Raw genomic sequence first — 16,811 nt, 5'->3', positions numbered from 1 at the left:
ACAAACTTGCGGTTGGGTGTGGAGGGATATGCGGTGTTATTGAGAAGTTTGCTGTTTTCGAGGTGGTTATGCGGCGATTGGGAGAAGTATGCTGTGTTTTTGGTGGTTATGCGGCGTTTGGGAGGAGTATGCTGTGTTTTTGTTTGTTATGCGGCGTTTGAGAGGAGTATGCTGATTTCTCGGTGATTATGCGCCGTTCGTGAGAAATATGCTGTGTTTGAGGTGGATGAATTGAATGATTAGATAGGCATATGCATGAGTTCACTCAATTCTATAAAAGACCTATCTATTCTGCAGTGAGTAGACTATAATTTTACTGGTTGTTTGGTTTAATTTTCCTTATCTAAAAGGTTGTAGGAATAGAGGTGAGACGTTTATACAAGCGATTAGGATTGTTTGTAGCTTTTCTTACTAATAATGTTCGAACACATTAGGTAGACGACCTCTTTGTGAAGAGGCATCGTGAAATTTAGTTGAATATAAAGGAGCGTATTATGAAGATACTTAAATCATTGTTTGTCCTATTGATAGGAAGTTGTTTATTTGTAAATTCGGCTGGAGCACAGTCGTTCAGGGATGTGCCAAGAGATCATTGGGCAAAAGATGAGATTCGTTTTCTAACGGACAAGCGTGTCATCAAAGGGTTTTCTGATGGTTCATTCCAACCGATGAAGGTTTTGACGAGGAAAGATGCATCGGTTATGTTAGTGCGTGCACTTCAACTGCCAGCAGAAAAACAACCTTCTGTGAAGCCGTCGGATTTGAAGTCAACGATGGGTGGATATGCTGAAATGATGGTTGTTGCGAATCGAGGCATGTTGACGATTGAGGGTGGTCGTTTTCATCCGGATCGGCCTTTGACACGCGGAGAAATGGCGAAAGCTCTTGCGGTTGCTTACAAGTATAAAGGGGCTGGAAAATCGATCTTTAAAGACGTGTCAAAAAGTAATGCCTACTATACATACATTGATGCCATTGCTGAAAATAAAATTACAACGGGTTATGTGGATGGCAGTTTTAAACCGACTGTTGCTGTCAACAGAGCACAATTTTCTACGTTCTTGAAACGTGTTTACGATCAACCGCATGCATTTACCGTTAAAAAGGCCGGCAAAGTTGTAAAGACTTTTACCTCTTCGGATGAAGCCATTCGTTATGCTGTTGGAATCGAAAATGCTACTGTGCATCCAGTGAGCAATTCATTAATGCGTTATGAGCAGAAACCTGCTGATTTAAAAACGGCTACTAGTATGAAAAATGGAGTGCTCATCTATAGTGGAGCTGAGAAAGAAAATTTTGCCCCTGAATTTTTTAATCCGTATTTCTACAACGGTAAATCCAACTTGTTCGATACGTTTGTTGTTCTCGGTAGAATGTATCCGGGAGGCGAGTTTCAAGAGACGTCTAAAAATCAAGCGAATTATAAAGAGTGGAAATGGTTTGCCGACAAGCTCTTCTCAAAAGAAGGACCACTACATGCTCTGAATGAGGCGGCACGTTCAGCAAATCAGAAAGCGAATGTCTATATTGCTATTCCTTATCCAAAGCGTAATGGAGCGATTGTTGACTTGAATGGCAAGAAGGTGTCAAATACATTGGCGGCTCGACAGCAGCTCGTGAATTGGTACATGACGAAAGTTGAGAAACAGTGGCAGCAGGCGGGCTATAAGCATCTTTCGTTCACGGGTTACTATTGGTTAAATGAAACCGTCATACACGCAGAAGATGAGCAGCTTGTAACAGATACGGCTGCTGCGATTCATAAAAAGAAAAAGAAGTTCATTTATGCACCACATGCACGCACCACAAATTTTGAGAAGTGGAAGTTGTATGGTTTTGACGGTGCGTATTTGCAGCCGAATACATTTCGATTGAATTTAGGCGATCCGAAGGCGCGGTTGCATAAGGCTTTCTTGGAGGCGCAAATAAAAGGAAGTAGTATAACACTTGAGATTGATACGTATTCCCCTCATCAAATGGGTGCCGGGTTAAAGAATTTCGAGACGTATTTAGCGTTTGCGGAACTTTATGGATTAAAGGGGCAAAGTTTGTTGTTGTATCAAGGGGTTGATATGGTGTACAGAATGAATCATTATAAACAGGAACCTTATAAAAAGGCGTATGATCAATTGAGTGCTCTTTTAGAAAAGTAACGTTTAATGCAAAGCGATTTGAAGAGTTTCTTTGCTCGTTATGGACTCTTCATTTTTTTTATTAGTAATGCTAGCAACTGCCACTGCCAATAAAATTCCTCCATACCCCTTTCAAATAAAATTCAATACGTTATACTTAAATGCGTAAACAACGATTATTGTAAATGACCTTTGAAAGGAACGTTAACATGAAAACTTATGCTGGACGGATAGAGAAAGATTTTATCGGGGAGAAACAAGTACCCGATGACGTGTACTATGGTATTCAAACGCTACGTGCAACGGAGAATTTCCCGATTACGAATGAGCGCATTCATCCACAAATGATTCGTGCCATCGGTATGGTGAAAAAGGCTGCTGCCATTGCAAATTGCTCGGCGAATGGATTGGTTGAACAAATCGGTCATGCGTTAGTTTGCGCGGCACAAGAAGTGATTGACGGGAAGTTAAATGACCAGTTCATCGTGGATCCGATTCAAGGCGGGGCAGGTACGTCTGTCAATATGAATGCAAATGAAGTTATTGCCAATCGTGCACTTGAAATGATGGGGCACGCAAAAGGGGATTATGCGTTCATTAGCCCAAACAATCACGTTAATATGTCCCAGTCAACGAACGATGCATTTCCAACAGCCATTAAAATAGCTGTACATACGCTTGTGAATGAACTTCTCGATACAATGGAGGAGATGGTAGGCGAACTGCGTGTAAAAGAGCAGCAATTCGATTTAATCATTAAGATGGGCAGAACGCATTTACAAGATGCTGTTCCGATTCGTCTAGGACAAGAATTTGGAGCTTACCGCCGAGTCGTTGAACGAGATATTGAGCGAATTGCACGGACGCGTATTCATCTTTCAGAAATTAATATGGGCGCAACCGCAGTCGGAACTGGACTTAATGCCAACATGGCGTATATTGAGAAAGTCGTTGAGCAACTGCGTGACATAAGCGGGTTGCCATTACAATCCGCAGAGCATCTCGTGGACTCTACCCAAAACACGGACGTCTACACAGAAATTTCAAGTGCATTGAAAATTTGCATGCTCAATATGTCCAAGATGGCGAACGATTTACGTCTTATGGCTTCAGGCCCACGTGCAGGCTTCAATGAACTCAACTTGCCTGCAAGACAACCAGGCTCATCGATTATGCCGGGTAAAGTGAACCCTGTCATGGCGGAAGTCATTAATCAGATTGCCTTCCAAGTAATCGGCAATGACCATACAATCAGTTTAGCGTCTGAAGCTGGCCAATTTGAATTAAATGTCATGGAACCAGTGCTTGTCTACAACTTACTGCAATCCTTGACAATCATGCGGAACGGATTCAACGTTTTCCGTGAGTATTGCTTAGTCGGTTTAACAGCAAATGAAGCGCAGATGCAAGAATACGTTGAACGGAGTATCGGGACAATTACAGCGTTAATGCCGTATATCGGTTACGAAAAGTCGTCCCAACTCGCACGCGAGGCGTTTATTACAGGAGCACCAATACGTGAACTATGCTTGCGTTACGAAGTGCTAACGGTTGAGGAGCTCGATAAACTACTCGATCCCCATCGGATGACGGAAATTCAACGTGAGAGAGAAAAAGTAAGTCAATAAATAAAAGAAGCACCAGACTCTCTTCGTTAAAAGAGGTCTGGTGCTTTTCGTTAGTTCGTTTTTCCAGCTACTTTAAATGGTTCAATCGGCATTTCTAGTACTGGAATGGGTTCTTTCGCATTCACGGATGACAAAAACCCTTCCGCTTGCATTCTACGTACAAATTTCTTCAATTCAATTTTCATCATGATGATTTCCATGTCCCTGAAGTCGATCGCATTTCGATGATCTAGTGCCATCCTCACACACTTCCCTTCTCCTATTTTTGATGTAGTCCATTTATCGTGAAAAAATATTGTGTAATTTATATCTTTTGTTCCTTGTGTAAAGTATAACATGTTTGATTCTGAAGCGGTTTACAAGCAAGTTGGGACATTTTTTTTCGAAAAGGGCATTTTTTATCGTTTTTTCTAATATATTTCCCAACATTTCATGGTATGATAGATGCAACCGATGATTTATGATAATGAAGAGAGGGAAGGGCGATGAAAGTAGGACATGTGATTCGTGCCGAACGGGTGCGGCAAAACATGAAACAAATTGTTCTTGCAAAAGGAATTTGCACGCCTTCTTACTTATCAAAAATCGAGCGCAACATGATCAATCCAAGTGAAGAAGTCGTCGAGCTGCTAATGGAACGGCTTGGAATGGATTCTACCAAGTTTCGCTCATCTGTTGAAAGCGATTTCGAGCAGAAGTTTGCAAAACTATTAAAAGACACGTATCGTTCAGTCATTACAAAACGTGATAAAACCTACACAAGAGAACAACTAGATCTATTAGTTAATGAAAACCCTGTATTTTATGATCAATCACTCTATTATACTTACCTACTCATCGTTTTTCGTTTTCGATTGATTCTTGGGCAAAATATTGAACAAAGGTGGAGCGACTTAGAAGTTATAGACGAATTTACATCTAATTTCGATGATCATCAAATGTACTTGTACACATTGAATAAGGCATTGCTATACTACTCGTCTGGGAAAATGAGAGAAGCTATTGAGAATTTTGAGCATGTTGTAGAAATGATAAATTTAATTCACTTGGAAGAATGGGAGAAAGCAGAGTTAGACTATATTTTAGGTGTAGCGTATACAGCCGATATTCGTCTTTTTCATTCCATTGAATATATTCGAAAAGCACTTACTTATTTTAGAGAACAGTTTTCAATGAAAAGAGTATTAGAATGCTATATACTTCTTGGAATTACGTACAAAAAATCAGAGCAATACCAAGAAGCTTTTGAAGCATATACAAAAGCGCAACAAATTTGTGAAGATTTTAACCTGGAAGACGAGATGGGTTTGATTTATCATAATTTAGGTAGTCTTAACTCTATTTTAGGAAACCGAGAAGAAGCAATAGACTATTACTTGAAAAGTATCAACAGTCAAGAATATACTAAAAATCCCTATATAACAATTTATTGCCTGATAATTGAATATTCAAAGATAGCACAAAAGAATAAAGTTATAACATGGGTAAAAAAAGGTATTCAACTTTATGAAGAACAGCCAGATTCACGTTTCATTACTTATTATTATCATTTTAGATTTTATCAATTTATTTATATAGAAAAATTCATGGATGAAAAGAGAGCAATTGAAGTTATTGAGTACTTTAAAAAACTCTCTGATTATCGATACGTACAAAAGTATTATACTGCATTAGCGGAATGGTATTATGATAACCGGAAATATAAATTAGCGGCAAATTATTATAGAGAGGCTAACCGCTATAGTTATATTAATAAAAAGATTGAAAGCTGGGAGGATTTAGGATGAAAAAAATTTTAATTGCACTTTGTCTGTTATCGGTTTTTCTGTTTAGTGTTGGTGATCATCAAGCACATGCAAATAAAGATAGAGAACCTGATATCATGAGCATCAAAACAACTTCCGTTTCAAAGTAAGTCACTCACAAAAAACGCCTTTTTAGGCGTTTTTTTTTTATTTTTCAACACTTAATTATTTTAGAACTCTATTTTCTGTATAATAGATCATATGAGTGGTAATCTATACTAATTGTAATTGTTACAATATAATAGTAGATATTGCATTATACATAGTCTTGTACCATTTCGATCAGTATATCATAAACAGTATTTGGTAATGTATTGAGAGTTTCTCTCCTTCATTTGCCTTATTATACGCTCTACTCTTCTTCTGTAAATATGTATCGTTTTAGTAACATCTACTAGGAAGTTCAATAGTTTTATAGACCTACTCGAAATATGGTGGTAGGATTTAATGACAAACCATTGATTGCTAGAGGAGAGATGAGTAGATGATCTGTATGGAGAATACGCCGAATTTTGCAGGTGTACACCTTGCTGGTGATCGAAATGACTTTGAGTGTCTGAGTAAAGCGATACATGCAATTGTTGGGGAGGAAGGGGAACATTTAGGGTACGAGCAAGTTCGGCAGCGTGTGTTGGATTTTAATGAAGAGATCGAGTACACTTTGAATGGCCATCGAGGTATTGCTTTTGTACCAAATGGAGTGGACAAACTCGTACAAAATGGTATTTCTGTTGCACCTATTTCGGAAAAAAACGCTTATTATCACTTTAAAGTGCTCTGGCCGGAAATGTTGTTTATCGGCTTTGTGATGAATGAATTCGTTGAACTGTCCGCTAAACACCGAAAGCATTTCTGGGATATGAATCCTGCAGTCATCCGACAATTCCAAGCAGTTCTTGGATGTTGTCTTGAACGAACGATAGGGGACAAAAAGTTTCGTTTATTAAAGAGTGCGCTCACGCCAACTTTTATTGGTTATTACCAAAATTATTATCCTCAGTATATTGATTACTTAAATGTTGAATTAGTTAAAATGCCAAAAGACAAACGCTTAGCGAATATCAGTATCGTTGCCAAGCGTATTGCGAACAAAGATAAAAATTATATCGATTTGAAACGTAAAATAGAAAATGAGGCGTTGTTGGAAAAAACTTGCCCGACAAAAATTGCACCATTTGAATTATGCCCTAAGGAAATTGTGTGGTAAGCTAAATGTTATTTTAGTATATCTTAAGTTAGAATAATCTTCGTGGTTCAGGTATTCTAACGATTTTGTAAAGGATCTTTACATAGGTCATTAAACTAAATAGAAGCTTTAATCATTTGGTTAAGCTCTATTCATCATGTGATGTGAATTGCTTGTGCAGATGAATAGTGAATTTAATATAATACAATTGTGAATAAAACGGCTATTATCGTTGGGTCGTTTTATTTTTGGTTTTTATTTAAGATGTAGAATATATGAAATTTTAAAGATCAATGGATATTTGAGGATAGCTGTCAACACGAGCTGTCAGTTAACAAGCTGTTTACCAAAGCTGATTTTTACTGTATTCTTTACTTTTAAGCAATAGTAATGAAGAAAAGATTATATATTTCGATAAATGCGAAAAGGAATTGAATGGGAATGGGGAATGGTTTGCGATTGTCAAAGAGGAAAATCTTTTTGACAATTGTGTTGTTTTTACTGGGTTTGACGTTGTTTAGGATAGCTTGGATTGTAAGCCACCAAGTTCCAGAACATCCACAAGCAAAACGGGGAATCGTCGATTTACAAGATTGGCGTTTTGGGGAAAATGATGCAATTACACTAGATGGTGAGTGGATGTTTTATCCAAATGAGTTTGTAATACCTGCTAGTAGAAGTTTAAAGGGCGGTCAATTCATTGACGTGCCAAGCAGCTGGGAGAAGACAGTACAGCTTTCTGAAACGATGCCTACATTTGGCTATGGAACGTACAAGTTAACCATTCTTCTTCCGCCGACAAATGAGAAGTTATATGGTCTGCGTTTTAAAAAAATGATATCTGCGTCAAAAGTGTTCATAAATGGCGAACTTGTTGCTTGGCAAAATGAGCCGGTTCAATTGGATAAAGGCTATGCAACAGAACGAGGGCCATTTATGGTTCTATTTCCGACCGATCAGCAAGAAGTTGAATTAGTCATCCATGTTTCAAATTATGACGTCCCATTTTTTGGTGGAATTGTTGACAGTATTAAAATAGGATCATCCTATTCGATTCTTAATGAATCGAAGAAATCCATTACGTTGCAAATTGTTGTTTGTATGATTTATTTACTGCATAGTCTATATGCTTTTTGTATTTATTTCTTTGGGAAAGGAAAATACAAAAGAGAGGTTTTTTATTACGGTTTACTTCTTATTATTAGCGGATTTGCAATACTGATTGATGATGATATTGTACTGCAACTCCCTACTCCGGTTGAATGGGATTATAAACTATTATTAATGTTGTTTCTAGCTACGTTATTCGTTACGGTTACTTTTATTAAGCATTTATTTGAGTTGTCATCACGTATGTATAATGCTTTAGTTGGTTTATTTGTGTTGCTTATTGTTGGAACGTTGATATTACCGTTCCATCTATACACATATTTGGGCGTGGGGATTGCATTGTTTTACGGAGTCGGTTTGTTTTTTCTATTTATCCAGACAATTAAAGCTGTGTCAACAGGTTTTCCAGATGCGATTTTTATTTTACTATTCATCACGAGTTATACATCTAATATTTTATGGGGGACTGCCATCAAGTTAGGATTTTCAAACATACCCTATTATCCTTTTGATTTTATTATTGCAATAATAATGATTGGTTTGCTTTTGGTGAATCGTCATATCCGAGTTGCGAAACTGAATGATTTGCAAACGTTGGAGCTCCAAAAGGCTGATAAGATGAAAGACGATTTTCTGATTAATACGTCACACGAGTTACGAAATCCACTTCATGGCATACTAAATATTACGCATTCACTTTTAATGGACGAAAGAGAGCAGTTGTCTGCTGAACAAAGGAAAAGTTTACAATTACTGCTGCGTGTAGGGAAGCAAATGTCGTTTACAATTAATGACTTGATGGATAGTACCCGTATTAAAGAACAGAAGTTGCAACTGAATATTCAGCCGGTACGTCTTCAGTCTATTGCTTCAGCGGTGCTGGACATGATGGAGTTTGTCATTTACGATAAAAAGCTTGAACTACAGATGGATATTCCGAATGACTTTCCAGCTATACAGGCGGATGAAAATCGATTACTCCAAATACTGTTTAATTTATTACACAATGCAGTAAAGTTTACTGATGAAGGGACAATCACGTTGTATGCAAAACATGATGGACAGATGGCTACCATAAGTATTCATGATACGGGCATTGGCATTGATGATGAATTCCAGAAGAAGATTTTTAACCGATACGTTCAAGATAATACGAACACTGCGGCAATTGGTGGTATAGGCGTTGGACTATCGATCTGTAAAGAGCTTGTTGAGTTGCAAGGAGGAAAAATCTCTCTCACTTCAAAGAGTGGGGTAGGTTCTACATTTTCTATTACATTACCACTTTCGGAAAATGTGAATGAAAACAATGTACAAGGCCAATTTCTTCTGGACAATGAAATGCTTATCGATCCAAGGTGGCAATCGGATGAGGAGTCAGTACTAGTAAACAAACCACGTGTTTTAGTGGTGGATGATGATGCTGTAAATTTACACGTTTTACGACGCTTATTCCAACCCTTGTATTTTGTAACTACTGCTATGAATGGTAAAGAAGCCCTTCAATTAGTAGATGAGTTTGTATTCGACATCGCAATAATTGACGTGATGATGCCACATCTATCAGGTTATGAATTGACAAAGTTAATACGAAAGCGATTTTCCCTTTCCGAATTGCCAATCATTCTGTTAACAGCTCGAAGTCAGCCAGAAGATATACTTACAGGTTATTTGGCAGGAGCGAATGATTATGTAGCCAAGCCGATGAATGCACTTTCAATGCAATCACGTGTTCAAGTGTGGACGAGTTTGCGACAAGCAGTGAAAGAGCAGAGTCGTATGGAAGCTGCGTGGCTCCAAGCGCAAATACAGCCGCATTTTCTGTATAATACGTTGAATACAATTGCTTCGTTAGCAGACATTGATGCAACGAGGATGACGCGCTTATTAAATGAGTTCGGCAATTATTTACGTAAAAGCTTTCATACCCAAAATATTGACGATGTTATTCCACTTACAGATGAATTGTCATTGACTAAATCGTATGTATATATTGAGCAAGAACGATTTGGTGAACGTTTGAAAGTTCGTTGGGAAATTGATGAGAAAGAAGGATTATTCATACCTCCATTAGCACTTCAAACAATCGTGGAAAATGCAGTGAGTCATGGTGTGCTTAAGCGTGTAGAAGGTGGCACTGTCGTCATTCGGATTAAAAGAGCAGACACATACTATGATGTAATTGTTGAAGATGACGGAATAGGGATGTCAATTGAACAAGTGCAACAACTGATGAGTGATGCGACGAAGGAAGAGAAAGGGATTGGGGTAGCAAATACACAACGCCGTTTAAGAAGATTATACGGTAAGGGATTAGTGATTGAAAGTGAACGTGGAATAGGGACAACTGTCAAATTTCAAATTCCATACATCGAGTCATAACGGGTTTGTAAGTGGCTAGTCTAAGATAAATATACCGCATGAAGCAAGAGAATCATATCTTTGCTTCATGCGGTTTTTTGTATGGATTTTCATTGTTTAAGAGAAGTTTAAGAATAAGGTAAGAAGACTTTAAGGGCTATTGCATAGAGTATATATGGTGGTAGAAGTTCTGTTTGATAAGGAGTGTGATGTACATTCGTAGAGTAGTAGGTAGTTTGCTACTGGTTGTTGGCCTTGGCATTCTTTTTTATCCTCAAATCGAAAAAAAAGCATATCACAAAGAACAACAAGATCTACTAGACGCTTTTGAAAGACTAGGGACAATTGAAGAATCTGAGCAACCTGTGGTAGATGGTGAGATGAAAGATGAGGTTGGAAGCACGGCGGATTCCGAGGAAGCCGATTTGTTGGAAGGGGTGACGGGACTATTACAAATTGAAAAGATTGATCTGAAAATCGCGATTTTTGATAGTTCCTCAGTTGAAGCGCTGACAAAAGGTGTTGGCATGATAGAGCCTGAAAAACAGTTTGGCATGAACAATATCGGAATAGCAGGTCATCGATCCGTCACACACGGAAAGCAGTTCAATCGATTGCGGGAAGTGGAACCAGGTGATACGGCGACTGTCGTAACGACTGATGGAACGTTTGAATATGTCATCACCGATTCATTCGTCGTCCACCAATCGGAAGTGTCTGTTCTAGATGATCAGGAAGATCCGCTATTGACGCTCGTTACGTGCACACCCTTAGGAAGTCACAATCCACCTTATCGATTAATAGTCCAAGGCAAACTTGTAAATGGTCAAGGTGAGAAATGACATTGGCCATACAGGATGGATACTGGTACAGGAAAGAGGGAGAATGGATGAAATGAAGAAACTATCAATTTTTGCATTATTTCTACTGCTCATCGGTCAAACGATTTTAGGACCAATTTCGATGGTGCATGCAAGTGAAGCTGGCACTTCCACACAGTCATTTATGGTTATGGAACGTAAGGCAACGACAGCAGGTGACAGTTTTACACACGATTCCACAATACAACTTCACTATGAATGGAAAGTTGAAGGAGAGGTTACTGAAGGACAGTCGTTCTCATTGCCGTTTCCTCAACAAGTACAGGTGGATCAAGCAGCTGGCGTATGGCAAGATGGAGATATTTCGATTGCCTATACCATTGCGGATGGATTTATAACAGCAAGTATTAATGAGCAACACCCACAGCAATCGGGTTCGTTCAGTGTTTCTGGTAAATTAATAGAAGAGGCAACAAACTTTATGTTTGCTGGGGAAACGTATGAAGTGGATGGTCAGCAAACAAGTGATTGGGAAACAAATACTGAAAATCCAATAGAGTCGGGTGAAGAGGCTACGGTGGAAAACGAACAACCTGAAGCTGATGGAGATGAAAGTGGGAACACTAAAGAAGAATCTCCTGGAGAAGAAGAGAATCTACCTGTTGGCGAAGGTGAGGAGCTGACAGAAAATGGCAATCCAACCGAAGCGGAGACTACAGCTACAACAATTCCTACAAATGCAGGATCAATTACGGAGAATATCTTAACGGATGTTGAGCTGACGTTTGAGAAGGAAAGCGATGGCACACCAGTTGATGAAGTCGATCAAGATACCATTATTGGTGTTCAATACAAGTGGGCATTAGAAAATGGTCATGGGTATACATCCGGAGCGACGTTTACGTTTCAGTTACCGTCTGAATTAAAGGTATACGAGCAAATAGTATCTGCAGAAATGCTATTTGAAGAGGAGGTTGTCGGCTATTTTTCAGTAGCTACAGATGGTACAGCAACCATTCAATTTACAGATGTAATCGGGCAATATTCCAATGTGAACGGCTATGTCAAAGTTTGGACTGAAATCAGTGAAGAAACAATCATTACAGGGGACGAACTAATTATCACGCCAATTGAAGGCAAGACTTCTATTCGTATCCCACTAAACTTCGAACCAGGCGGAGCTGCGATTGAGAAGCGAGGGACGCCAAATCGTGTGTACAATGGTGAATTTATCACGTGGACGATTGACGTGAATAAAAACTTGGCTTCTTTGACGAACGCTCAAATCGTCGATCCCATTCAAACCGGACAAGAACTGAAAGAGGGATCGATAAAGCTTTATAAGCTGCATACAAAATGGAATGGATCTGTCGAGGTTGGAGATGGGATTGAATTAGCTTCCCAATCGTTCCCAGTATCACTGGGCGATATTGACACAGCCTACCGACTGGTGTTTGAAACTACCGTAATCGACGAAGAAGCAACAACTTTCTCAAACACCGCGACTTTGACAGCAGATGGAAAGGAAGACCAGCAAGCAACAGCTTCCGTTTCCATTCAACGCGGCAAACCGCTTGCAAAACGTGCTAAGCAATATAACAGCGCGGAGCAGTCCATCGAGTGGGAAATTCTCTACAATTACAATGAGAAGAAAATTCCACAGTCCGAAGCGAAGTTAACAGACTTTTTTACGAACAGCCAAGAATTGCTTGGTGAGTCATTCACAGTTGAGCAAGTGACGATTAATCCGGAAACGGGTAAAGAATCCGGTTCGGTGCCATTTACCAAATTCACTGTTACCAATCAATCAAAAGAAGGTAAGAACGGGTTCGTTTTAAGTTTTAATCAGGATATCAATAAAGCCTACAAAATTACGTACAAAACAAAGTCGATCGATCGTGTGTATGAAGATGCGACAATTGTGAATGAAGTAGCGGCGGGTTCTTACGTTGTAGGAGATGTCGGTCAAAAGATTAGTCCACAAATACTGTTCAAGAGCCACGGAACGCCTAACTACAAAACGAAGGAAATTGGCTGGACGATTCGCGTGAACAGAGACCACCATACAATGAAAAATGTTGTTGTAACAGACACGTTTACAAACGGTGGCCTGACGTTCAAGGCGGATACTGTTGTTGTAAAAGAGGCAGGGGTTACGGTACCTGAAGACGAGTATACAGTCGTTGAAACAGGTGATGGCTTCACTCTCACTTTTCATAGAACGATCGAAAAAGAGGTTGTTATTACGTACAACACTCGTTTTGATTATGAATCGAGAACGGATAAAGATTCGGACTTTCTTGAAAATCAGGTGAAGCTTGACTGGAAAGACTCTTCCAATAGAGATCGTACTCTTACTGTGTCAAGAAAATTCACACCAGATGTCTATACACAGGCAAACGGTTTCAAAAATGGTTCCTACAACGCGGTCACAAAAGAAATTACGTGGGAAATCGGTGTAAACTATAACTTACAAACGTTAGAAAATGCGGTCATTGAAGACACGTATGACGGGAATCAAAAGCTGTTAAAAGAATCGATTACTGTCTATAAAATGTCGCTTACTGGCGGATCAAATGGAGTAGAAATAGGTGAAGCGGTCGAAGGAATCGATTACTCCATTTCCTATCCATCTGAGAAACAGTTCAAAATTAACTTTACCAGAGCGATTAGTGAACCATATAAAGTCGTTTACAATACGTCAGTGGATGAAGTATCCCTTGTAGCTGCATCCTATAACAACACGGCGATCTTAAAGAATAACGGTTCGCAACAATGGGAATTGAATGCAACTGTTCCGATCCCGAACGGTGGATCGTACATCAAAAAATCAGGTGTTCAAAAAGGTATGGTCATTGATTGGAAACTAGATATTAACTTCGCACAGTCTAATGTCCATAATACAGAAATTTATGATGTACCGGATGGCAAGCAAGTTATTATGCAGGATACTTTCAAACTTTACAAGACCGTAGTTTCTCAGGATGGATCTGTTGAGAAACAAGCATTGATGGAGAAAGATGTGGATTACACCCTTTCGTTTACAGAAGATCCTGATTCGTTTACGCTTAACTTTCTCCGTGTCATTAATGAGCCATATATTCTTGAATACCAAACTCGTATTCTTGCTGCGGTAGGAGAAGACATTAATAATGATGTAACGTTTAGTGGTAGTAACATTACTACTGAAACGGGTTCAAGTGATACGTTTAAAGTGAAGCGAACTAATGGCATGGGCGCAGGAACTGGTGAAATTGGTAGATTGACTGTAATTAAAAGAGATGGCAGTACTGGGGAGCTTCTAAAAGGTGCAAAATTTGCACTGATTGATAACGACAGCGGAGCAACACTAGCGACCGCGGAGACGAATGAGGATGGCGAAGCCTTCTTTAATAGACTCCTATATGGAAACTATCTTCTAAAAGAAATTCAAGCCCCTGTAGGCTATCTTGCTGGTGCAGATCAATCGATTACGATTGACTCGCCTTATGAGAAGGAAAATGCAGATAAGCCAGGAAACAAAGTAACCGTCAATAATACGAAGCTTGTCTATGAAGTTCAGCTTCAGAAGTTTGGTGAAGAGGGGAACGTACTTGCTGGCGCAGTATTTATGCTGCAAAAAGCGACAGAAAACGGTTTCGTAATTAAAGGAGAAAATTTAATCACGGATGAAAATGGATTAATTATCGTAACAGGCTTGGATCCGGGTAGTTATCGTTTTGTCGAAACGAAGGCACCACTTGGCTATCAACTTCTTCAAGGTTCTATTGGATTTGAAATTGAAGAAGATGCAACTGTTCGCAAAGAAGTCACTGCTACAAACATTAAAAAAGGCTCAGCATTATTGAAAAAAGTGGATAGTGTTGACAACACAATTACTCTAACAGGTGCAGAATTTAGGGTGGAAGATGAAAACGGCAATATCGTTAGAGAACTTGTCAGAACAAATGAACAGGGTGAAGCGATTGTTCAGAATCTTGATCCGGGCACATATTATTTCATTGAAACAAAAGCACCTGAGTTTTATCAACTAGACAATACACCGATAAAGTTTATTCTGAAAACTGGCCCGTCGAAAAACGTCCAAGTTGAAGTGGAAAACACGCTCATTCCACGTAACGTTCAGTTAGAGAAAGTGGATGCTAGCAATCCATTGAACAAGTTGAGTGGAGCAACATTCGAGTTGCAATACGAAGATGGAACCGTCATTTCAGAGCATACGACAAATGATGATGGTTTGGTTGTCGTGAAGAACCTTGCGCCAGGAAGCTATCAGTTTGTTGAAACGGTTGCTCCGAAAGGGTATGTGCTCGATACGACACCACTTCCATTCACTGTTGAGAAGAGCAGCGTTTCTCCAGCAGAAATGATGAAATTAGTGAAGTCGAATACAGCACGTCCTGGAAGTGTTGTCATTCAAAAAGTTGACAGCGTAACGGACGAACCGTTGGCAGGCGTAGAATTCCAAATTGAAACGTCTAGTGGGGATGTGCTGAGAACGGAGTTAGTCACGAATAAAGAAGGACAAATTAATGTGACAGGACTTGCGCCTGGGAACTATCAACTCGTTGAAACGAAAGCGCTTGAAACGTACAAAGCATTAAAAGAACCGATTCCTTTTACAATTATTTTCAATCAACAGGAACCACTCGTCTTGAAGGTTGAGAACACTCTCATCCCACGAGATGTTCAACTCTTGAAGATTGACGCAAAAGATGAAACAAAGACATTAAGTGGAGCGACGTTCGAATTACAACACGACGATGGAACAGTTATCTCGACACATACAACGAATGCTGACGGGATTATCCTAGTGGAAAATCTAGCGCCGGGCACTTATCAATTTGTTGAAACCGAAGCTCCAAATGGCTATGAACTTAATGCTGAACCATTAAAGTTCACAGTGGAAACAAGTGAAGTGGACCCTGCAGAACTGTTAGAATTACGTATGGAGAACAGTGCTGTACCTGGAGATGTACGTGTCAAAAAAGTGGACCGAGCAAATGGGAATCCTTTAGCAGGAGCGAAGTTTAGGGTGGAAGATGCATCCGGTACTATTCTCGATGACACCCTTGTATCGGATGAGAATGGTTTATTTGAAATAAAGGATCTATATCCAGGCAGTTACAAACTTGTTGAAACAGCGGCACCTTCAGGTTATGTGAAGCTGCGTGCGCCAATCGAGTTTACAATCGAGGTCGGCCAAACAGAGATTTTAGAATTGACGGTCGAAAATACGAAAGAAAGTCCTGGCGGATGGTTCCCCCCACCGGTAGATCCACCGACTGATCCGGAAGAGCCAGAAGAACCGGGTAAACCAGGTGAACCAGGTGAAGATCCTGAAGAACCAGGCGAACCAGAAACACCAGGTGAACCAGGAAAACCAGGTGAACCAGGAAAACCAGGAGAGCCAGAGGAGCCAGGAAAACCTGGTCAGCCGGGAACGCCTGAACAACCGACTCAACCAGATGATTCAGAAGTGGAGGGGGATTCAGGAGATAAAGGGCAACAAGAAAAACCAGGAAAGCCCATGCCAAAACCTCCTAATTCCGGTGTATTAGGAGATGGAGGGAAGAAGCTTCCACAAACAGGAGAAGCGTACCCAATTGGGTCAATCGCGTTAGGAATTCTGTTTATTCTATTGGGAAGTTGGTTAGTAGGGACGAAAAAAATACGTAATAGAAAGCTATAAAGTAAAACGTGAGAAACCACTTATTTTGTGGTTTCTCACGTTTTTTGTGTTGCCCTTATGAAGTGCATCGGCTATT

General features: G+C 39.7%; 9 protein-coding genes. 8 read left to right on the top strand and 1 reads right to left on the bottom strand.

Annotation, left to right across the window (positions count from 1 at the left end):
- Nucleotides 1–494 precede the first annotated feature (494 nt).
- Both NRI27_RS13210 and aspA read left to right on the top strand, forming a co-directional pair.
- Complete coding sequence (locus tag NRI27_RS13210; RefSeq protein WP_371391116.1) at nt 495–2,153, top strand: DUF4855 domain-containing protein; 1,659 nt, start codon at nt 495–497, stop codon at nt 2,151–2,153.
- A 188-nt stretch (nt 2,154–2,341) separates the two neighbouring features.
- Nucleotides 2,342–3,760, top strand: coding sequence for an aspartate ammonia-lyase (gene aspA / locus NRI27_RS13205; RefSeq protein ID WP_371391115.1), 1,419 nt, complete (start codon nt 2,342–2,344; stop codon nt 3,758–3,760).
- A gap of 50 nt (nt 3,761–3,810) precedes the next feature.
- Here aspA and NRI27_RS13200 read toward each other — a convergent pair whose 3' ends face one another.
- A complete protein-coding gene (locus tag NRI27_RS13200) occupies nt 3,811–4,005 on the bottom strand; it encodes a hypothetical protein (RefSeq protein WP_317943077.1) in 195 nt (64 codons plus the stop codon).
- 240 nt (nt 4,006–4,245) lie between these two features.
- On the opposite strand from NRI27_RS13200, the gene NRI27_RS13195 reads away from it, so the two are divergent.
- The 6 genes from NRI27_RS13195 to NRI27_RS13170 all read left to right on the top strand — a co-directional run bounded on the left by NRI27_RS13195 (nt 4,246) and on the right by NRI27_RS13170 (nt 16,735).
- Complete coding sequence (locus NRI27_RS13195) at nt 4,246–5,547, top strand: tetratricopeptide repeat protein (protein ID WP_371391114.1); 1,302 nt, start codon at nt 4,246–4,248, stop codon at nt 5,545–5,547.
- On the top strand, nt 5,544–5,675 hold the full coding sequence (locus tag NRI27_RS13190; RefSeq protein ID WP_371391113.1) for a hypothetical protein: 132 nt from the start codon (nt 5,544–5,546) through the stop codon (nt 5,673–5,675). The genes NRI27_RS13195 and NRI27_RS13190 overlap by 4 nt, the downstream gene beginning before the upstream one ends.
- A gap of 374 nt (nt 5,676–6,049) precedes the next feature.
- Nucleotides 6,050–6,772 carry a DUF6904 family protein gene (locus NRI27_RS13185; protein ID WP_371391112.1) on the top strand — a complete coding sequence of 241 codons (723 nt, stop codon included), beginning with the start codon at nt 6,050–6,052 and terminating at the stop codon, nt 6,770–6,772.
- Between the two features lie 468 nt (nt 6,773–7,240).
- On the top strand, nt 7,241–10,243 hold the full coding sequence (locus tag NRI27_RS13180; protein WP_371391167.1) for an ATP-binding protein: 3,003 nt from the start codon (nt 7,241–7,243) through the stop codon (nt 10,241–10,243).
- Between the two features lie 188 nt (nt 10,244–10,431).
- Nucleotides 10,432–11,064 (top strand): class D sortase, encoded by a 633-nt coding sequence (locus tag NRI27_RS13175; protein WP_371391111.1) that lies wholly within the window; start codon nt 10,432–10,434, stop codon nt 11,062–11,064.
- A 52-nt stretch (nt 11,065–11,116) separates the two neighbouring features.
- On the top strand, nt 11,117–16,735 hold the full coding sequence (locus NRI27_RS13170) for a SpaA isopeptide-forming pilin-related protein (protein WP_371391110.1): 5,619 nt from the start codon (nt 11,117–11,119) through the stop codon (nt 16,733–16,735).
- The last annotated feature ends 76 nt before the right edge of the window (nt 16,736–16,811 follow it).

The organism is Sporosarcina sp. OR05 (assembly GCF_041414805.1).
Taxonomy (GTDB): Bacteria; Bacillota; Bacilli; order Bacillales_A; family Planococcaceae; genus Sporosarcina; species Sporosarcina saromensis.
This window is presented reverse-complemented; position numbering and strand designations above follow the sequence as displayed.

Excerpts from the sequence above, each read along its gene's own strand:
- NRI27_RS13210 (WP_371391116.1), top strand. The coding sequence starts at position 495 with ATGAAGATACTTAAATCATTGTTTGTCCTATTGATAGGAAGTTGTTTA.
- aspA (WP_371391115.1), top strand. The coding sequence starts at position 2,342 with ATGAAAACTTATGCTGGACGGATAGAGAAAGATTTTATCGGGGAGAAA.
- NRI27_RS13195 (WP_371391114.1), top strand. The coding sequence starts at position 4,246 with ATGAAAGTAGGACATGTGATTCGTGCCGAACGGGTGCGGCAAAACATG.
- NRI27_RS13190 (WP_371391113.1), top strand. The coding sequence starts at position 5,544 with ATGAAAAAAATTTTAATTGCACTTTGTCTGTTATCGGTTTTTCTGTTT.
- NRI27_RS13185 (WP_371391112.1), top strand. The coding sequence starts at position 6,050 with ATGATCTGTATGGAGAATACGCCGAATTTTGCAGGTGTACACCTTGCT.
- NRI27_RS13175 (WP_371391111.1), top strand. The coding sequence starts at position 10,432 with ATGTACATTCGTAGAGTAGTAGGTAGTTTGCTACTGGTTGTTGGCCTT.
- NRI27_RS13170 (WP_371391110.1), top strand. The coding sequence starts at position 11,117 with ATGAAGAAACTATCAATTTTTGCATTATTTCTACTGCTCATCGGTCAA.